The following is a 20,170-nucleotide window of genomic DNA, read 5'->3' as shown; positions in this document are numbered from 1 at the left end:
GCAGCCCCTCAATACTTTTACACCATCAAATTATTTAATATCATATGCAGCCCGAAAATTTTTACTATGACAACAAGATCGTCCGTAATTTTGGTATCGCCACGGTGATCTGGGGTATAATTGGGATGACCGTAGGCCTCATCGTAGCCATACAATTGTATAGCCCGGGGATGAACATGGGCAACCAATACACTACATTTGGCCGCATCCGGCCCTTACACACCAACGCGGTGATTTTCGCTTTTGTGGGTAACGCTATTTTTATGGGTGTTTACTATTCATTACAGCGGCTGTTAAAAGCGCGGATGTTTAGCGATGCCCTTAGTCAAATTCACTTTTGGGGCTGGCAGCTCATCATTGTTTCGGCTGTTATTACGTTGCCCTTAGGTTTAACCACCTCGCATGAATATGCTGAACTTGAATGGCCAATAGATATTGCAATTACCCTTATCTGGGTTGTGTTTGGCATTAATATGTTTGGAACCATATTTAAACGCCGCGAACGGCATTTATATGTTGCCATATGGTTTTACATAGCCACGTTTGTCACCATTGCCGTATTGCATATTGTAAATTCATTTGAACTGCCGGTATCAGCCTTTAAAAGCTACATGGTATATGCCGGCGTGCAGGATGCACTGGTACAATGGTGGTATGGCCACAATGCGGTGGCATTTTTCCTGACCACCCCATATCTGGGCATGATGTATTACTTTTTGCCCAAAATGGCCAACAGGCCTATCTATTCCTATAAGTTAAGTATCCTGCACTTTTGGGCGCTCATTTTTATCTATATCTGGGCCGGCCCGCACCATTTACTGTACACCACGCTTCCCGGTTGGGCGCAGTCATTAGGTGTGGCCTTTTCTATTATGCTGTTAGCGCCAAGCTGGGGCGGCATGATCAATGGCTTGCTCACCCTGCGAGGTGCCTGGGATAAAGTTCGTGACGACGTGATCCTGAAGTTTATGGTAGTTGGCTTAACTGCTTATGGTATGGCCACGTTTGAAGGTCCTATGCTTTCATTGAAACAGGTGAACGCCATAGGCCACTTTACCGATTGGATAATTGCCCACGTACACGTTGGCGCTTTGGGCTGGAACGGCTTTTTAACCTTTGCCATCCTTTACTGGCTTATTCCGCGTATTTATAAAACGCAGTTATATTCAAAAAAGATGGCCTCGTTTCATTTTTGGATAGGTACGCTCGGGATCCTGTTTTACGCTATACCAATGTATTGGGCTGGTTTTACCCAGGGTTTAATGCTTAAAGAGTTTACACCCGAGGGGATACTGAAATATCCCGCTTTTCTGGAAACAACGATGCGCATATTGCCTATGCATGTTATGCGTTCTGTAGGTGGTGGATTATACCTGCTGGGCGTTATTGTAATGGCATATAACCTTTGCCGCACCGCGCTGCAGGGCAAACTCGTTGCAAATGAGCCTGCCCAGGCTATGCCGTTGCCTGCTTTAAGCACAACCGGGCATGAAGAAACATGGCACCGGGTATTGGAACGCCGACCAATACAAATGATGATAGCCGCATTGCTGGTTATACTGGTGGGTACTTTTATTGAGTTGATGCCAACGCTGACTATATCATCAAATATCCCAACTATCGCGGCGGTAAAACCTTATACTCCGCTTGAGTTGCAGGGACGTGACCTTTATATCAGAGAGGGCTGCTCAAACTGCCACTCACAAACTGTAAGGCCTTTCCGCTCAGAAACCGAGCGCTATGGCGAATACAGCAAGGCCGGCGAATTTGTTTATGATCACCCGTTTTTATGGGGATCAAAACGTACCGGGCCCGACCTGGCGCGCGAGGGCGGCAAATACGGCAATGCCTGGCACTATAACCACTTGATGGACCCACGCCTCATGTCGCCGGGGAGTATTATGCCAAATTATGATTGGCTGTTAACCCAAAATCTTGATACGGCTACCACAGCCGCCAAAATAAAGGCCATGCGCACACTGGGTGTCCCATATCCCGAAGGATATGAAAAAATAGCCAACAACGATCTTAGTAAACAGGAAAAAGAAATTGCCGATAACCTGTATAACGATCATATAAAGGTTAAAAACAATAAAGAAATAGTAGCCTTGATAGCTTACCTGCAACGTTTGGGTACCGATATCAAAGCAAGCAAAACCGCCGCTAAATAACAAAAGCAATGTTTAAGCAATTTACAGAACACATTTCGGGTGCCCAGGGTTACCTGTTATTTTCTCTGGGGATCTTCCTCGTATTTTTTATTGTAGTAGCTATCCTGCTTTTCAGGCTCAGGAAACAGCATGTAGATCATATGCGTAATCTGCCTTTGAAGGATAGTCATGGTGAATCCCTTAATTCTTACAACTTATGAAATACCGCCGCCTGTTAATTTTACTTGTATTGATGATACCGTTACAACCGGCAATGGCCGCCGATGACAGCCTGATACCGGGCGATTTGATGAACGAGATAGGGTATGGAGCAATTATAGCCATGCTGGTATTATTTATTGTAGCCATGCTGGTATTGCTCAGGGCGCTTAGGGTATTGACAAAAATAACGCTCCGGGCGCAGGGGTATACAGAAGAGCAGATCATAGCGGAGATGAAACCCGCCAAAAAAGTTAAAAAGCCTAAAACAGAGGTTTGGAACAAATTACTGTCGTTAAGACCAATGTCTGAAGAAAAGGAGCTGATCATAGCACATGATTATGACGGTATCCAGGAGCTTAACAATCCTATTCCTGGCTGGTTCAGCTACATGTTTTATATCACCATTGTTTTTGCAGTTGGTTACATCCTCATTTATCATGTTTTTGGCTTTGGGCAGTTACAATATGATGAATATAAAACGGAGATGGCCCAGGCAGATATTGCCAAAAAAGAATACCTGAGCAAGGCCGCTAACCGGGTTGACGAAACAACAGTTAAACTTGTTACCGATCAGGCTGTATTGGCTTCCGGGCAGGCGATCTTTAAACAAAGCTGCGTTCCCTGTCACGGTGATCACGCACAGGGTGTAGTTGGCCCCAATCTTACCGATGACTACTGGCTGCATGGTGGTAAGATCAATGATGTGTTTAAAACCATAAAATATGGCGTACTGGCCAAAGGAATGCCCAACTGGGAGAAACAGTTATCGCCCAAGCAAATCTCGGATGTGGCAAACTATATAAAATCATTGCATGGCAGCAATCCGGCTAATCCTAAAGAACCGCAGGGCGAAAAAGATGCGGATGACATTGCGGCAAAAGGCAAAAAGATAGCAAAAATATAACGATTATGGACGGCTTACTGGCGGCAAAAGAAAACGGGAAAAGACAGTGGATGTATCCGCTGGTACGTAAAGGCAGGTTTTATAAATGGAGAAGCTGGTTAAGCTATTTTTATCTCATTTTCTTTTTTGCTGGGCCGTTTTTACGAATCAATGGCCAGCCGTTGTTGCTGCTCAATGTGATAGATCGGCAATTTGTACTGCTGGGGCAGGTGTTTTGGCCGCAGGATATTTTTCTGTTTATGCTGGCTTCGCTTGTTTTTTTGGTTTGCGTGGTAATATTTACTATTGCTTTCGGTCGTATTTTCTGCGGTTGGATTTGCCCTCAAACCATATTTATGGAAATGGTTTTCAGAAAGATAGAGATTTGGATAGAAGGGGATGCCAATAAGCGTAAAAAGCTTGACGCTGGTGCCTGGACACGGGAAAAAATCATCAAAAAAACAGCCAAACATGCTTTGTTTGTATTCGTATCCTTTCTGATCGCCAACACTTTCCTCGCTTATATCATCGGCAGCGAAAGCCTTGTTAAAATTATTGTTGAGCCTGTTGCAGCCCACTGGGTTGGTTTTATCAGTATATGGGTATTCACCATTGTATTTTATTTGATTTACAGCCAGGTACGTGAGCTGGTTTGCACATTGATATGCCCTTACGGGCGTTTACAAAGTGTATTGATTGATGAGCATACTTTAGTAGTAGCTTATGACGATGTGCGTGGCGAACCACGGGGCAAGTTAAGCCGTAACGCGGACCCCTTTAACCTGAAAGGCGATTGCGTTGATTGCAGCCTGTGCGTTGCTGTTTGTCCTACAGGTATTGATATTCGTAAAGGAACTCAAATTGAATGTATCAACTGTACTGCCTGTATAGATGCCTGCGACCAGGTAATGGACAAGATAGGAAAGCCCCGCAACCTGATTGGCTACTTCTCCGAAAATATGATCAGGCTGAAAGAAAAGCCCTCGTTTACCGGGCGCATGATGGGATATACCGCGGTAATAACCGTGCTGGTGGCTGTACTTGGTTATTTTATTTTCAGCCGGAGCGATATGGATATCACCGTTATGCGCAGTGCGGGAATGCTTTATCAGCAACAGCCGGGCGGTTACATCAGTAATATTTATAATGCCGAAATCATTAATAAAACCAATCAGGATAAAGTGATCAGGATAGGGGCGGATGATCCGGCTGTTAAGATCAGTTATATCCAGGCGCCCGGACCGGTTGCAAAGGGCGGATCGGCTAAAACGGTGTTTTTTGTCATGCTCCCTGCATCAAAAGTACATGCCGCCAAAACTACCATTAAACTGAACTTGTTGCTTGGCGGTAAGGTGGTTCAATCTGTTAAAACCAATTTTATAGCACCAACAAATGATTAAGCATATAAACTGGGGAAAAGGAATAGTAATAGGCATGCTGGCTTTTATGAGTTACATTGTAGCCATGGGCGTTGCCATGTTCAGGCAGCCCGACGATGTCGATCCGCATTATTACGAAAAAGGGCTTGCGTTTAATGCCGATTATGATAAAGAGAAGCAAGTACTTAGCGATAAAGCACAGCCATCAATCAGCATTAACAACAATATTCTGCTAGTAAAGTTTACAGGTCTGGTAAAGGGAACAGCAGATTTGAAGCGCCCGGACGACGGCAAAATGGACAAACATATCAACCTGGAGAGCAACCTGGCGGGTAATGTTAATATTCCGCTGACTGATGTAAAGCCAGGTAGGTGGCAGCTGGTTTTTAATTGGGAAAGCAACGGCAAAAAATACCTGTATACCAAAGAAATATTTATACCATGAGCACCAGTCAAATCGCTTTTTTTATAGGCTTGTTTGGTAGTGTTCACTGTATAGGAATGTGCGGCCCGCTCGCCTTCGCTATCCCCATTAACCACAGTAGCTTTTGGCTGCTCTTGTGGGATAAGTTGGTATATAACCTTGGGCGTACTATAAGTTACGCAACCCTCGGGTTAATAACCGGGCTCATCGGTAAGCAATTATGGCTTTCAGGTTTGCAGCAGGGGGTAAGCATCATTAGCGGGATACTGATCCTGCTGGCGGCCGGTTCAAGATTGTGGAAGTTGAAAATTAGTAACAAAAGTACTGGTAACTGGCTGCTGAAGCCTTTTAATGCGTTGCTTACTTACGCGTTACAGCATCGGGCCGGCCATTTGGCCATAGGCTTGTTAAACGGCTTTTTACCCTGCGGTTTTGTTTACCTGGCGCTCATCGGTGCGGTAAACACTTCGTCAGTGGGTGCTTCCGTGCAATACATGATTTGGTTTGGTTTGGGTACCCTGCCTTTAATGCTGGCAGTCACTGTTGGCAGTGGATTTGTTAACCAGGGCATCCGAAGAAAGATGAACAGGGTGGTTCCCTATTTTATGCTATGCCTTGGCGCCTGGTTTTTACTGCGCGGGCTCGCACTTGATATTCCTTATCTGAGCCCGCCATCGGCCAGCGGAACTGTTATTTGTAAGTAACACCGTAGGCAGATTGATTAGCCTCATGTTTATTCTAAATACATAATATTAAATTAATTATATGCACAGCTTTCATATACCTGTTTTAGGTTTGGGATACTCTGTTGATACACCGCTAAAAGTGGCCCGGTACGGTATCTCGTCCGTTGTTTCAATTGTTGATGATGAACTCGTTGAGCGTATGCGGCAGTATCATTCAACTCAAAATGGTTTGCCATTTACGCCAATTTTAAAAAGCGGCCCCGACAGCCGTTCAAAACGGATTACAGCCTATCTTAATTTATTAAACGAACTGGTAAATAGGCAGTTTGAAGAACTTAAACAAATGCCATTTAACCAGGGAATGGACATCGACCGTTACTTTAACCTATTACCTGAGGCTTCGGCTTCAAAGCAGGGTTACGAACTGATGAACGAGTATCCTGAGGGGGAACGTAAACAGATCTTTCAAGATCTTTTGCGCGCCAGAATGAACAAAGGTGCTATTGATGTAAATATCATGGCCAAAGTTGATAAAATGAACTTTGACGCAGACGGCAATTATACCGGCGATACCCATACCGACGCGCTTGCTGCTTTAAAAGGCTTTGCTGAAAGCGATCTGGATTCATCAGTGGTACTTTCGGCGGGAATGAACCCGAGGCTGTACAGTTACCTGGAAACTTTTAAGTGTTTTTATCCTGATGGCAATAACGAGCTTCGTAAACGGATCGTTTTAAAGGTGAGCGATTTTCGTTCGGCGCTGATCCAGGCTAAGTTTTTAGCAAAGAAGGGGCTGTGGGTATCAGAGTTCAGGATTGAATCGGGCCTGAATTGTGGAGGGCATGCTTTTGCTACTGATGGCCTGCTGCTCGGACCCATCCTGGAAGAGTTTAAACTGAAAAGGGAAAATATGATACACGAGCTGCTTGACCTCTATCAACCTGCACTTGCCGAAAGGGGGTTTACAGAGGCCAGTCCGGCGCAAAAGATCAGCGTACAGGGTGGGATAGGCACTATGCAGGAAGATGTTTTTTTGCGGGAGCATTATCAGATGGATGCTACCGGTTGGGGCAGCCCGTTCCTGTTGGTACCCGAAGCCACCAATGTTGATGAACATACGCTGCAACAATTGGCAGGCGCCGGCCATGATGATTTTTATGTAAGCTCGTCATCCCCGCTGGGTATCCTGTTCAATAACTTCAGCAAAAGCTCGGGCGAAGAGCAAAGACTTAGCAGGATAGCAAATGGCAGGCCGGGTAGTCCCTGCAATAAAAAATATTTAGTATCAAATACCGAGTTTACCGAACATCCCATTTGCACAGCATCACGTGAGTACCAGCATCTGAAAATAAAACAGCTAAAACACAGTGAGCTTCCGGTAGATGAAATTCAAAAACAGATAGATGCTGTTACCGAAAAGGTTTGCTTATGCGAAGGGCTTTGTGCATCTGCTTATATCAAAAACGATATTCTGAAAGCCCGGGAAAACAAGGCAGTAACCATTTGTCCCGGACCAAATATCGCCTTCTTTTCAGGGGTTTATACGCTTGATGATATGGTTAGCCATATCTATGGGCATATCAACTTGCTTGAGGCAACAACCCGCCCTAATATGTTTATCAATGAGCTAAACCTTTATATCGATTACCTTAAAAAGGACATTTCGGGCTATGTAGCAAACCTCAACGAAAAGAAAGGAAAATACCTGCTCAAATTTAAAGACCAATTACAGCAGGGCATCACATACTATAAACAGCTGATCCCGCAAATAAGCAACCAAACCCAGGATTACCTGGAGCGGATGCTGAAGGACCTGGTCTTATCAGAAGAGAAACTGCAATTGCTAAATATCTAAAACAAAGAAACCGGGAATCAATCCCGGTTTCTTTGTTTAACTGATAGTTGGTGTTGTCAAAGCCTTATCCAGTCATGCTGAATAACTGCGTAGTAGGCTTGTCGGCCCATAGGCGGGCATCAAGCGCCATACATATATTGCGTAAAAAGCGTTTACCCATGGGGGTAACAGTAATGCACCATGAATTTAATTCAACCAGCCCGTCCTGCTCAAATTGGCGCATACGTTCCAGCCCCTCTAAAAAAGCTTCACTTGTTTCATTATGCAGGTTCCAGCAGGTTTTGCCGTTACACATGATATTTAAAATATGCCTGCGAATGCTCAGATCATCGGCCGTAAGCATATGACCTTTAAATACCGGCAGTTGGCCGGCGTTAACCAATTGCAGGTATTCCTCTACTTTTTTTACATTTTGGGCAAATGCATACCAGCTATCGCTTATGGACGATACGCCCAAACCAATCATTAATTGGGTATATTGATGGGTGTAACCCATGAAATTACGGTGCAGCGTACCATTTTGTTCGGCTAAGTAAAGACTATCCGTAGGCAAGGCGAAATGGTCCATGCCAATTTCATGATAACCCAATGCTGTAAATAATTCGCGTCCGCATTCATACAAAGCCCTTTTTTCATTAGCATCGGGCAGATCATTTTCGGTGAAACGGCGCTGACCGGGTTTTATCCAGGGTACATGGGCATAACTGTAAAAAGCAATCCTATCGGGCATTAATTTCGCCACTTGGGCAATGGTATCCTTTAGCCCGTTGATAGTTTGAAGCGGGAGGCCATATATCAGATCGAAATTAACGGATGTATATCCGATCCGTCGGGCTTGCTGCGTAACCAGTTTTACCAGTTCAAAACTCTGGATCCGGTTAATGATAAACTGAACCCTCGGGTCAAAATCCTGGATGCCGAGGCTTATCCTCCTGAAACCAAGATTATATAAAACCTGTAAATGATCAACAGTTGTATTGGCGGGGTGCGCCTCAAAACTAAACTCGGCCTGGGGATGAATAGTTGATGAATTTAATATACCATTGATCAGTATGGCCAGGTGTTCGGGTTTAAAAAATGTAGGTGTGCCGCCGCCAAGGTGTATTTCCCTGATAACGGGTTTGCTTTCAAAGGTATTGACGTACATGGCCCACTCCATTAAAACAGCTTTAATGTACGGCTCTTCTACCCGGTGGTTTTTGGTGATGCGGGTGTTACAACCGCAATAGGTACACAGGCTTTCGCAAAATGGCAGGTGAATATACAGGCTGATCCCGTCACGATCGTTACTCTCCTTAAAAGAAAGCGATACTGATTTTCGCCATTCCTCTTCATCGAAGTTTTCAATGTTCCAATAAGGTACCGTAGGGTAACTGGTATAACGGGGAGCAGCAACGTTGTATTTATCAATAAGGTGCTGGGGAATTTTCATAAATATTAAGCTTTGGTAGTATCAACCGTTGATAGCTCACCGGTCGCTTTGCAGTTTTTTGCACACACACACGCATTTCCAACGCACTTTTTAGCCTGCCACTGATCAAGATTTTTTATGGTTTGATTAGCAATTTGCTGTAATGCCTCACTGGTTAAAAAAGCCTGATGGGGGGTGATGAGGACATTTTTAAAGGTCATCAGTTTTTCCAGCAATGGGTCTCTATCGGTATCATGTTGATGCTGCTCAAAAAACAGGCCTTTTTCTTTTTCATAAACATCAAGTCCTAAATAACCTATTTTACCGGTTTCAACAGCCCGTAATGCTGCTTCAGTATCAATTAACCCTCCCCGCGAAGTATTCAGGAGCATGACTCCATCTTTCATCAAAGCAAGAGTCTCATTATTTATCATATGATAGTTTTCGGGGCAGAGGGGGGCATGTAATGAAATTATATCGGCAGTAGCAAGCAGGTCATTCATAGCCACTTGTTCAATTCCTGGCAAGTTTGATTTTGCAAGCGGATCGTATCCAATAACACGACAGCCAAAGCCGTTAAAGATAGCGGCAGTCGCCTGCCCGGTATGTCCCAGGCCAATAATGCCAACTGTTTTGCCGTATAAATTAAACCCCATGAGGCCATTCAGCCTGAAATCAAACAGGTGGCTATGGGCGTTTGATTCGGCTAAATGCCTGTTTAGGGCAAGTGCCATGGCAACGGTATGTTCGGCAATAGCCTGCGGCGAGTATTCAGGTACGTTGGCCAGTTTTATGTTGCGCAAAGCTGCTGCTTCCTTATCGATATGATCTGTACCAACCGACCGGGTAGCAATATATTTAACGCCAAGATCGGCCAGTTGGTTGATAACATAGGCAGATACATCGTCATTGGTAAAAACAACCACCGCTTCCTTACCTTCGGCATAAACCGCGGTTTCAGAATTTAACGGGTTAGAGATAAGGGTAATATCATGTTTTTTTTGGTTCGCTCTGGCCAAAAATTCCTTTTCGAACGCCTTGATACTGTAAGCTACAACTTTCATCTATACACATTTATATTAAACAAAACTACCTGGCTGGCATCATCAAAACCATGAGCGCGGTCAGTGATAAAAATGACCTTTATCAGTTTCTCATTTTTACCAGTTTGTTAAGGTCTGTTATATTGATGGTTGCACCTTTCTTTTCTATCAGGCCTTCCTCTTTAAAATCAGAAAGCGTACGGCTTACCGTTTCGGTAGCCATACCGGCCATTGATGCCATTTCTTCCCTTGATATTTTAAATTCCTGCGTTTCGCCGTTTTGCTTGTTCAGCCTTACCAATACCTGCGCCAGCCGTTTCCTTACCGAATGGTAGGCCAGCTCGATTAGTTGTTCTTCCTTTTCTTTGATATTGTTTGACAGTATTTTCAAAAATTGCCGGCCAACGTCGGGATACCGGTCAAGCATGGTTAAAACGGTATCTTTCGGCAGCAGGCATATGGCCGCGTCTTCGGTTGCTTCGGCAGTTTCGCCGTAAGCATCATCAAGCAGCAGGGCATGTACGCCAAGGTAGTCGTCGGCTTTGTATAAGCCGGTCATCAGTTCCCTGCCGTCTTCGGCCAGTTTAAATGTTTTTATGCTGCCTTCCATCACCAGGTAAATTCCCTGCGGGCTATCCCCGTCATAAAATAATACTTGTTTTTTTCTTATCTGCCTTATTTTTCTACTGGCTATCAGTGCGTTTAATTCGGCTGCTCCGTTGCGCGAATTGATGGCCAGGTGCTCTATTTTTTGCAGCGACCTGCTAAAAAATGCCTGTTGTTTTTCTTTTTTGCTCAACCTGCTATCAATGGCATTAAGCAATTCTATATCGTCAAAAGGTTTGGTAAGATAATCATCGGCACCCATTTCCATGCCTTTTCTAAAGTCAACCCGTTCGGCTTTCGCGGTTAAAAATATAAAGGGTATATTATCCGTTTCGGGCGATTTGCTGAGCATGAATAATACGCCATACCCGTCAAGCTCGGGCATCATGATATCGCACAAAATAAGGTCCGGTTTATGCTTTATAGCTAAGTCGACACCAATTTTGCCGTTGCCGGCCTGCAATACCAGGTAGCCGGAAAGCTCCAGTATTTCGGCGGTGCTTTCCCTTATATCGGTATTGTCTTCAATAATGAGGATACTTTTTTCATGATTGCGAAAATGTGAGCGTGAATGATGTTCCGTAATTAACTTTGCTTTCAAATTGCACCGTGCCGTTGATCAGGCTAACGTAGCGCGCTACTATATTAAGGCCGAGACCAGTACCTGATATATTGCCGGTATTATGTGCCCTGAAAAACGCTTCAAACAAGTGCTTCTGGTCATTTTCAGGGATTCCTATACCATTATCCTTAACCACAACAACCAACTGATCGCTGGCTACCTCCGTGTTAAATTCAATAAAGGTATTTTCGCCCGAGTATTTGATGGCGTTGCTGATCAGGTTAATGATGCAGTTTTTTAATAATGCGGGATCCAATTTAAAAACACTGGTAGTACCGGTATGCTGATAAATGATATTTTGGTTTTGTTTGGCTACCAGTTGCATTTCTTCTGTTATTTCCTCGCCAAATTTTACCAGGTTAAATTCGGTAAATACGGGCTCGACCTTGCCGGCTTCGAGTTTTTCGAGCGACAGAAAATCATTTAGGATACCCGTAAGGTTACCTACCGACGTTTTTATTTTGGCGATGTGTTTGCTGATGTTAGGATTGCTAAACTCCTGCGCATATTTTTCAACAAGAATGGCCGATAACTGGATGCTGCTCAGAGGGGTCCTGAATTCATGCGAGGCCATTGATACAAAGCGGCTTTTCATCTGTCCAAGTTCTTTTTCTTTCTCTAATGACAGGCTAACTTCTTCTTTAGCCTGCAACAACTCGCTTACCGAATGCTTTAAAGAAATTGTACGCTCCTCAACAAGCTCTTCTAAATGGACGGCGTAGTCCTTTAATCTTTCTTCTGCCTCCTTTTCGCGTGTGAGATCATGGATAAAACCGGTATAGATTTTTCGGCCTGAAAACTGTACTTCACTTACCCCCAGGCGGAAAGGGAATACGGAGCCATCTTTTTTTAACCCCTTAACTTCGCGGCCAAAACCTATAATGTGCGCCTTGCCTGTGTTTTGATAACGGTTTATATAACCATCGTGCAGCTCCTTATCGGGCGGGGGCATTAAAACAGATACATTTTTACCAATTACTTCGCCGGGACTGTATTGAAACAGATTACATGCTGCCGGATTGATAGATTCGATAATTCCGTGGCTGTTTATGGTAATAATGCCGTCTATGGCATTTTCAATAATTGCTTTTAGCAGCGCGGCATTCTCCATCAGCGTTTCCTTGTTTAATGACAAAGATCACGAATGGATTTAGTCTTCAATATGATGTGCCTCACCATAAAAAGTGATCACAATCACTTTTTATGGTGAGGCACAAAGTAAAAGGATGGTTGAGTGTAGAGCAACCATCCTTTTTTTACCTATTTTTAAACTCTATCCGATCTGTTAAAATAGAAAACAAAATATATGAAGTATACGGTACTGATCCTGATCTTATCCATATTTTTCAATAACCAGGCACGGTCGCAAAACATGATTTCGGGCGGAGACTTTAAGGACACTGACGGAAATCAGATTAATGCTCATGGGGCAGGGGTACTTTATTATAATGAGGTATATTACCTGTTTGGCGAAATTAAAAAAGGCAAAACCTGGTTGGTTCCCGGGCAAAGCTGGGAAGATTACCGGGTCCCTGCAGGCGGGGTATCGTGTTATTCGTCGACAGATCTGAAACATTGGAAAAATCTCGGAACTGCATTAAGATCTGTCACAGGTGACCCGTCAAATGATCTGGATACCGGTAGGGTAATTGAACGGCCCAAGGTGCTTTACAATGAGAAAACCAAAAAATTTGTGATGTGGTTCCATAATGACAGAAATGATTATCAGGATTCAAAGGCCGGTATTGCCATAAGCGATTCGCCCGAGGGGCCATATACGTACCTGGGCAGTATCAAACCAAACAATCAAATGCTTAGGGACATGACACTTTTTAAGGATACCGATGGCAAAGCCTACGTTGTTTATTCATCCGAAGATAACAACACTATGCATGTTTGCCTGCTGACAGATGATTATTTGAAGCCAACGGAACATTATACCAGGATTCTGATCGACAGAAACCGCGAAAGCCCGGCACTTTTCAAAAATAACGGCAAATATTTCCTGATCACTTCGGGATGCTCAGGTTGGAGCCCCAATGCGGCATCTTACGCAACTGCCAATAGTATCATGGGGGCGTGGACTGAGATAGGCAACCCCTGCAGCGGTACCAATGCAGAACAAACGTTCTTTGCACAGGGAAATTATGTTTTGCCGATAAACGGAAAACCTTCAAATTTTATCTTCATGGGAGATCTGTGGAACAAACTTGACCTGGAGAAATCCGGTTATCTGTGGATTCCTTTTGAGGTAATAGACGGCGAAGTGAAAATAAATAACTGATGTGGTGCTAACGATAAATTGGTGTTTAGTCCTTAGCCAAAAGTCATAAACACTAAGTAACCCAAAAGCAGAAAACGGGAAAGACCGCCATGATTTGCGTCTTTCCCGTTGTATGCCCGGAATCGGGAGTTGCGTTATGGTTTTAATTTATTTTAAGTCCGTATCTTATGTTGGTGATTGAACGTTGCGCAATTAATCGTTTATCCCTGTTTTTTGCAATATTATCTGTATATCACCCGTGCTTAAAGTTTAAAAATCTGTTTCATGATCACCCATTTTTCTCCTTCTTTTGCCCAGGGGAGGGGCTGTTGAAATAGCCACATAAGTTGCTCCCATTCCTGTACTTTAGGATTTAGCGCATCCATTTCTTCTTTTTTCTTTGACTCAAAATTGTCGCTCGTTTCCATGATCATAAACAACCGGTTTCCCGTGCGATAGATCTGCATATCAAGAATGTCCGCGTCCAGTATGCTTTTGCGTACTTCTGGCCAGCTATTTTCAGCCTTATGCCAATGTTCATATTCCGCTATCAATTGCGAATCATCCTTTAAATCGAGGGCCAAACAGTATCTTTTCATAGTGAGATTAAATTTTTACAGATAGGCGGAAGCGTATGATTCGTCAACTAAGCCATATTCTTTCATTTCTTTCCAAAATTGTGGTGGGATCTTTAATGAAGCCAGCGAAATATTTTGTGCAACCCTATTGGGATTTGTGGTATTCAGGGCGATGCTTTTAACGCCTGGACCATTTAACCCAAAAGCCACGCAGGCATCCGCCGGTTTTATTTTATAATTTGCACATAAGCGATAAAACAACTCTCGCCAACGATGTAAATGTTTGTCTTTTACCGGATCAGTTAACCGATAGTTATAATAATCAGATCCGGTTAAAAAGCCGCCGTTAAAAACGGCGGAATTAATGATCAAAGTTCCTTGCTTTTCAAGTTCCTGCATAAATTCAATTAATTCTGGCGGATGGCTATGAATTGTCATGCTATTGGCGATCATTACCCAATCCAATTTTACATCCTGCGTTATCATTTTGATGATCCGCCAGTCTTTCGAACCTACACCAATACCTTTTACTTTGCCATTGCGTTTTAATTCAATCAATGCCCGGTAAGCGTCCAATATGTCCCGGTAGCGTTGTGCTTGTTCCTGTTTATCTTTTGCTGCATTAAGGTATTCATCGGGGTCATGTACAGATACCAGTTGTGCACGATAATTCCCCAGCAACTCATTTCCCTGTTCATAACATTCCAGGATGCCTTCATAACTTATTCGCTGAACGGCGTCATATTTCAGGTCGCGCCAAACACCCGGTTCAAAAGTAGGTTCGGGACTTTTTAACGCCGTACGCAGCCAGCCCAATTTATTACTGATCAGTACCTCCGAGGGGGAGACATTTAGTATTGCCAAAGCCTTTCCCAATGATTCGAGCGCGAGCCCCGCGCCGTATTTCCCTGCTGAGTCAAATACAGCCGGTTTAGGAGAATGCCTGATACTTTCGGCAACAATAGCACATTTAACATCGTCTGGAAGTGCTACATATAAATTTCCTAATCCGCTGGTTCCAAAAATTACTTTAGGTAAATTAATTTCCTGCATATTGAAAATGGAAAATTGTTAAAGGATAGTTGAAACCGGTACATTTTCCGGCCCCACTTTTACACGATGTCCTTTCAATCCAAAAAGGGCCACTACCGCAAAGCATACCAACGGTACCACATAACCATTTTGAATATTGCCAGTTACATCGCTGATATAACCGAATGCCCTTGGCAACACAGCACCACCAACGATAGACATAATGATCAGGCTGCTGCCAAATTCCGTATCTGCCTTCAGATCTTTTATACCCAGCGCGAAAATGGTTGGAAACATAATGGACATGAAGAAACAGATCCCAATTACTGTGTAAACCGTGATCATGCCGTGACCAAAAATGGCGATTGCGGATAGCAAGATATTGATACCCGCATAAACTGCAAGTAAAACAGCCGAGCTATAATACCTCATCAGGAAAGTACCAATAAACCTGCCTATTAGAAATGCAGCGCCGCACAAACTGAGATAGTAGGTCGTTTGCACCTCCGTAAGTCTGGCAGATTTCGTGGCATAAAGAATAAACAAACTAAATACACAAACTTGCGCGCCAACATAGAAGAACTGGGCAGCCACACCCCATGCTAAATGACGATGCTTCAGGGCATGGAAAATGTTTTTACTGGCTGCGTGTCCTTCATGCTGCTGGATCCTTGGCAGCCGTGTAAACGCGAAAAGTATGGCAATAAACACCAACACGCTGCCTAATATAAAATAGGGTGTTTTTACTGATGAAGCTTCGGCGGCCAGCGCCAGTTTACGGCCCTCTTCTGTCATTGCGCTTAATTGTGCCGGAGTATAACCTTTTGTCAGTATAATACGCCCGCCAATTATAGGCGCGAGGGTGGCAGCAAGCCCGTTAAATGATTGCGCAAAGTTAAGCCTTTGTGTAGAAGTTGCGGGATCTCCTAATGAAGAAGCATAAGGATTGGCGGCAGTTTCTAAGATGGTTAACCCGCAGGCAATGATAAACAAAGCTACAAGGAAAAATGTGTACTGCTGCGTATTGGCTGCAGGTATAAATAAATAGGAACCAAACGCGAAAATTAGCAGCCCTGTGATAATACCTGTTTTATAACCATATTTTTTCATAATGAACCCCGCAGGTAAAGCCATCACGAAATAGGCTATAAACACCGCAGAATCTACAAGCGTAGCCTGCACTGTGGTAAGCGTAAACGACTTCTTTAAGTGCGGTATCAATATCGGGTCGAGGTTATGTGCAAACCCCCACAGAAAGAATAAGCTGGTTATTAATATAAATGGAAAAAGAGTTTTATTCTTTGTCATGATCTGATCATTGTATTAAACTTTTGTATGCCGGGTTAAAGGTTCTCAATTAATTACTGGGCAGTTATTTTAGCTGCCCATCCGCCTGCTGTATCCATATGGATGTTGATCACGGAATTAGCCGATAACTTTTTTCAGCCCGGGTTAGGCCTTGAGGAGATGACAACACATCGCCCCATGATGATAACGTGTAGTTGCCCGCCGGTAAAAAATCCATTTTCAATTGTACAGTCCTTTCAGAATCGTTTGTCATCGCGCCGATATACCAGTCTTTCCCGTTTCTTTTAGCAATAATGACATATTGGCCCGGGTAACCGCCGAGTACCTTCATGTCATCCCAAACAGTTGGTATATTGTTTAAAAAATCGGCTCCGGGCTTGCCTAAAATGTTTTCAGGCGCATCGCAATAAACCATAAACGGACTTTCGTAGATCACGAATTTTGCCAGCTCGGCACATCGGCTGTTCATTACCTGGGTAGGGCTTCCCTTTCTGAAATCGCTTTTCTTTACATTCAGGAATCCGCCGGGAGTATAATCCATTGGCCCGGCCAACATACGGGTGAATGGCAATGTGGTATTATGCCCGGCTGTTATCCTGGTCGAAAATTTGGAATATTCTTCTCCTAAAACTCCTTCGCGGGTTACCATGTTGGGATAGGTCCGCTCAATGCCGTCGGGTTTAAAAGCGCCATGAAAATCAACCATCAAATGATACTTTGCAGCCGTTTGGATGATACGACGGTACCAGTTCACCATTTGCTGATCATCGCGGTCCATGAAATCAATTTTTATTCCTGCAATACCCCAGTTTTCGTAAATCGGAAATGCTTTTTCAAAATTGTCATTCCGGTTAACATCCGAGCTATATAACCAAAGCCAGCATTTAACCTTTTTGGCTTTAGCATAGGCTAAAATCTCGGGCATATTTAATTGCGGAGCCACTTTGGTAATATCTGCTTCAGGCTTGTTAAATGGCCCATACCATTGCCAGTCAATAAGCATGTAAGGCCAATGTTGTGCCGATGCCAGGTCTATATACTTTTTGATCGTTGGCATGTCAACCTTTACGTCTCCGCTCCACCAGTTATCCCAGGCGCTCATGCCTGGTTTGATCCAGCTGGGATCTTTCAATACGTTAGGTGGGTTCAGGTTCTGTATCAGTTCCGATTCAATTAATTTACCTGGCGAAGCAGCCAGCATCACTACGCGCCAGGGTGTAAACAAATTATTAGTGAAGCGTGCTTTAACACCATTTTCACCTTCACCGGGTAGGGGCGATAGTTTGGTGATCAGGCTAATTTTGTCGGTAGTACCAGTGTCAGTTTTTGAGGATCCTATATAAAACCCCGGATAGTTATCAATATTGGCTTCAGTAAAAGCCGCATAATGATGCTCATCTAATTCTACCAGCAGGGGTAAGCCTGCAATTGTTTTATCAGTAATATGGTTTAGGTTTTTCGGTTGAAATTCGGTTTCCTGGGATGAGGTATAACTACCATAGTCTGCCACCCAGGTTTTTGCTTTTGCTGTTAAGTTAAAAGCGGTGAGCTCCTTTACTATCTGCCGGTCGCCGATTTTATCAGCCCCGAACAACTGGTAGCGAAAAGCAACACCATCGTTATAAGCTCTGAACAATATGTTCATGCGGCGCATTGGCGCTGATTTTTCAACCAGTGATAATTCCAGTTCATTGTAATGATCGGTTACGATACTGTGCTTCGCTTTTACTATCGGCGCCCACGTTTGGTTAACAGAATGCTCCACATGACCGGTTACGGCCATACCGTTGCCAAGAGCCGGTTCATCTTTAAACTCGAAACCGAGTGATGAAGGATGGACGATTGTTAAACCATTGCTGGAAACTGTATATCTCAGGCTGCTGGTGTTGTTTATTTCCACAACGGTTTTTTTATCCGGCGAAACCAGCTTAAACGTTTGCGCCAAAGAAGGAACTGCCAGTGAAACGGCAGTGATCAGGGCGTAACAAGTTTTCAGGTTCATCATATAAATTAAACAGCTCCTTCTATTTTTAAAACAAACGCATCTTTACCGGGTGCCTGCTCAGGTAATTTTACTTTAAGACCGGCCTCAGTCTGCTCAAAACTCAAATTGCCGTTTCCAAGCAAGCTTACACTGCTTACATTGCCTGCTTCATTACCTTTTGCTAACTTTTTAACAACGGCTTCATTCCCGGTTGGCCAACCCAGCATGGTGGCGTAAAGGGTTTTGCCTTTTACGGTAAACCGGATATCTTCGGCTCCGAATGGTTTGCCTTTGCCTTCATTAAAGCCCTGCGCGCTAATTGGAGCCGCTGAATCTGTTGCGGGCCCCTCTCCAAATACTTTCCAGGGGCGGGTGCCATAAATTGCCTCGCTGTTAACCTGCATCCAGGCTCCTATTCCCTCAACAACAGTTCGTTCTTCGCTGTCGATACTTCCGTCTCCCCGTAATGGGACATTTAAAAGCAGGTTACCGTTTTTACTTACAATATCAACCAGGGTATGTACCACTGTTTTGGCACTTTTGTAGCCTTTATTATCAAATATGCGCCGATCATAATGCCAGCCGCCAATACAAGTATCGGTTTGCCACGGTAAAGGTTCTATCTGGTTACTTTGGCCACGTTCTATATCCCATATCATGCATTTACGTTGCTGCTCATTCAATACTTTAGCAAACAGTGCGGCCTGCAACTTTCCATGCTTTTTAATGCTGGTATTGTACATATGCGCCGCTATTTTTAAACCGGCGTCGCTCACCGGCCATAGGGGCAAGGCTGTATCATCAAAATAAATCAGTTCTGGGCCGTATTTATCTATCAGCTCAATGGTTCGGTTCAAAAACTTATCGCAATAAGCCTTGCTGGGCACGCTTGCGCCGTTGCCCCAGTCCCAATGGCTGCCCATACTGTTGTTATCGAGGCTGTCCTTACTTAACGGATGGTTTTGTGCATATAATTCCTGTGGGTCGTAACCGTTCCACCATTTACCTGCACCATCAGCTTTGGTAAGCTTGCCATCATAAGGTACGCCTGCTAACGGGCCGGTTTTATCCGCGCGCTGGGCAACCTCGTACCAGGTCCAGGGGTGGGAGGCGTGTACGGTTACGCCAAAAGGCAAACCATGCTCTTTAGCTGCTTTGGCCCAGCCGCCTATCAGGTCTTTTTTGGGGCCAAGTTTAGTGGAGTTCCAGCTTTGGTATTTGCTGTCATAAAGGTCAAAATTATCATGGTGATTGGCCAGTGCCATAAAATATTTGGCACCGGCTTTTTTATATAGGCCAACCAACTCGTCAGGGTTCCAGTTTTCGGCTTTCCATTCATTAATAACGTCTTTAAAACCGAATTTGGAAGGATGTCCATATTTTTGGACGTGATATTTATACTGATCGCTGCCTTCCTGGTACATGCCGCGTGCATACCAGTCACCACGTTCCGGTTGGCATTGCGGGCCCCAATGCGCCCACATCCCAAACTTTGCATCGCGAAACCAGTCCGGCACCTGGTACTGAGCCAATGAATCCCAATTTGGTTTAAACGGCCCAGAAATAGTTTCAGTGTTTGTTTGCAGTAAACTGCTACCAAATACCTTTGACAGATACAGAGATGAGAGTCCCGTGGCCATGCCTTTTATTAATGTTCTTCTTTTCATAATTGAGTTTGGAAGTTTTGAAAAAGTACCTATCTGGATCAGCTATGCAAACGAGCA

The 20,170-nt window shown here is 44.0% G+C and carries 17 protein-coding genes; 8 read left to right on the top strand and 9 right to left on the bottom strand.

Annotated elements, in window-relative coordinates; translation table 11 throughout:
- The first annotated feature begins 44 nt into the window (after positions 1-44).
- The 7 genes from ccoN (at position 45) to ACQ86K_RS22965 (ending at position 7,599) form a co-directional block, all read left to right on the top strand.
- The gene (gene ccoN / locus ACQ86K_RS22995) at positions 45-2,171 is read left to right on the top strand and encodes a cytochrome-c oxidase, cbb3-type subunit I (protein WP_091170098.1); all 2,127 of its coding nucleotides are present in this window, start codon (positions 45-47) and stop codon (positions 2,169-2,171) included.
- Positions 2,172-2,179: 8 nt separating this feature from the next.
- Positions 2,180-2,371, top strand: coding sequence for a hypothetical protein (locus tag ACQ86K_RS22990; protein ID WP_091170095.1), 192 nt, complete (start codon positions 2,180-2,182; stop codon positions 2,369-2,371).
- 32 nt (positions 2,372-2,403) lie between these two features.
- Positions 2,404-3,276 carry a cbb3-type cytochrome c oxidase N-terminal domain-containing protein gene (locus ACQ86K_RS22985; protein WP_256337469.1) on the top strand — a complete coding sequence of 291 codons (873 nt, stop codon included), beginning with the start codon at positions 2,404-2,406 and terminating at the stop codon, positions 3,274-3,276.
- Between the two features lie 5 nt (positions 3,277-3,281).
- Positions 3,282-4,655, top strand: a complete 1,374-nt coding sequence (ccoG, locus tag ACQ86K_RS22980; protein WP_091170090.1) for a cytochrome c oxidase accessory protein CcoG — start codon at positions 3,282-3,284, stop codon at positions 4,653-4,655.
- Positions 4,648-5,079 (top strand): FixH family protein, encoded by a 432-nt coding sequence (locus ACQ86K_RS22975; RefSeq protein ID WP_091170085.1) that lies wholly within the window; start codon positions 4,648-4,650, stop codon positions 5,077-5,079. The genes ccoG and ACQ86K_RS22975 overlap by 8 nt, the downstream gene beginning before the upstream one ends.
- The gene (locus ACQ86K_RS22970; RefSeq protein ID WP_091170083.1) at positions 5,076-5,762 is read left to right on the top strand and encodes a sulfite exporter TauE/SafE family protein; all 687 of its coding nucleotides are present in this window, start codon (positions 5,076-5,078) and stop codon (positions 5,760-5,762) included. The genes ACQ86K_RS22975 and ACQ86K_RS22970 overlap by 4 nt, the downstream gene beginning before the upstream one ends.
- Before the next feature lie 61 nt (positions 5,763-5,823).
- Positions 5,824-7,599 carry a hypothetical protein gene (locus ACQ86K_RS22965; RefSeq protein WP_091170079.1) on the top strand — a complete coding sequence of 592 codons (1,776 nt, stop codon included), beginning with the start codon at positions 5,824-5,826 and terminating at the stop codon, positions 7,597-7,599.
- Between the two features lie 64 nt (positions 7,600-7,663).
- Here the strand turns inward: ACQ86K_RS22965 and hemN are convergent, their stop codons facing one another.
- The 4 genes from hemN to ACQ86K_RS22945 form a co-directional block, all read right to left on the bottom strand.
- A complete protein-coding gene (hemN, locus tag ACQ86K_RS22960; protein WP_091170076.1) occupies positions 7,664-9,031 on the bottom strand; it encodes an oxygen-independent coproporphyrinogen III oxidase in 1,368 nt (455 codons plus the stop codon).
- A gap of 5 nt (positions 9,032-9,036) precedes the next feature.
- Positions 9,037-10,074 carry a 2-hydroxyacid dehydrogenase gene (locus ACQ86K_RS22955; protein ID WP_091170072.1) on the bottom strand — a complete coding sequence of 346 codons (1,038 nt, stop codon included), beginning with the start codon at positions 10,072-10,074 and terminating at the stop codon, positions 9,037-9,039.
- 82 nt (positions 10,075-10,156) lie between these two features.
- Positions 10,157-11,260 (bottom strand): response regulator, encoded by a 1,104-nt coding sequence (locus ACQ86K_RS22950; RefSeq protein ID WP_431198872.1) that lies wholly within the window; start codon positions 11,258-11,260, stop codon positions 10,157-10,159.
- Entirely contained in the window at positions 11,205-12,392 is a 1,188-nt protein-coding gene (locus ACQ86K_RS22945) for a PAS domain-containing sensor histidine kinase (protein WP_091170066.1), read from the bottom strand. Before ACQ86K_RS22945 ends, ACQ86K_RS22950 begins: the two co-directional genes overlap by 56 nt.
- Before the next feature lie 195 nt (positions 12,393-12,587).
- Here ACQ86K_RS22945 and ACQ86K_RS22940 point away from each other — a divergent pair, with 195 nt between their 5' ends.
- On the top strand, positions 12,588-13,565 hold the full coding sequence (locus ACQ86K_RS22940; RefSeq protein ID WP_091170064.1) for a glycoside hydrolase family 43 protein: 978 nt from the start codon (positions 12,588-12,590) through the stop codon (positions 13,563-13,565).
- Positions 13,566-13,807: 242 nt separating this feature from the next.
- On the opposite strand, the gene ACQ86K_RS22935 is transcribed toward ACQ86K_RS22940, so the two are convergent.
- The 5 genes from ACQ86K_RS22935 to ACQ86K_RS22915 all read right to left on the bottom strand — a co-directional run bounded on the left by ACQ86K_RS22935 (position 13,808) and on the right by ACQ86K_RS22915 (position 20,113).
- Entirely contained in the window at positions 13,808-14,143 is a 336-nt protein-coding gene (locus ACQ86K_RS22935) for an L-rhamnose mutarotase (protein ID WP_091170061.1), read from the bottom strand.
- Positions 14,144-14,158: 15 nt separating this feature from the next.
- Positions 14,159-15,175, bottom strand: a complete 1,017-nt coding sequence (locus tag ACQ86K_RS22930) for an aldo/keto reductase (protein ID WP_091170058.1) — start codon at positions 15,173-15,175, stop codon at positions 14,159-14,161.
- A gap of 18 nt (positions 15,176-15,193) precedes the next feature.
- Positions 15,194-16,462 (bottom strand): L-fucose:H+ symporter permease, encoded by a 1,269-nt coding sequence (fucP, locus tag ACQ86K_RS22925; protein ID WP_091170054.1) that lies wholly within the window; start codon positions 16,460-16,462, stop codon positions 15,194-15,196.
- Positions 16,463-16,571: 109 nt separating this feature from the next.
- A complete protein-coding gene (locus ACQ86K_RS22920; RefSeq protein ID WP_431198871.1) occupies positions 16,572-18,467 on the bottom strand; it encodes a glycoside hydrolase family 97 protein in 1,896 nt (631 codons plus the stop codon).
- A 5-nt stretch (positions 18,468-18,472) separates the two neighbouring features.
- Positions 18,473-20,113 (bottom strand): alpha-L-fucosidase, encoded by a 1,641-nt coding sequence (locus ACQ86K_RS22915; protein WP_091170048.1) that lies wholly within the window; start codon positions 20,111-20,113, stop codon positions 18,473-18,475.
- Positions 20,114-20,170: the final 57 nt, after the last annotated feature.

The organism is Mucilaginibacter sp. P19, from assembly GCF_050632265.1.
In the GTDB taxonomy this organism is placed as follows: domain Bacteria; phylum Bacteroidota; class Bacteroidia; order Sphingobacteriales; family Sphingobacteriaceae; genus Mucilaginibacter; species Mucilaginibacter gossypii.
Note: the sequence above shows the minus strand (reverse complement) of the source record. Positions and strands in the feature narration are given on the sequence as shown.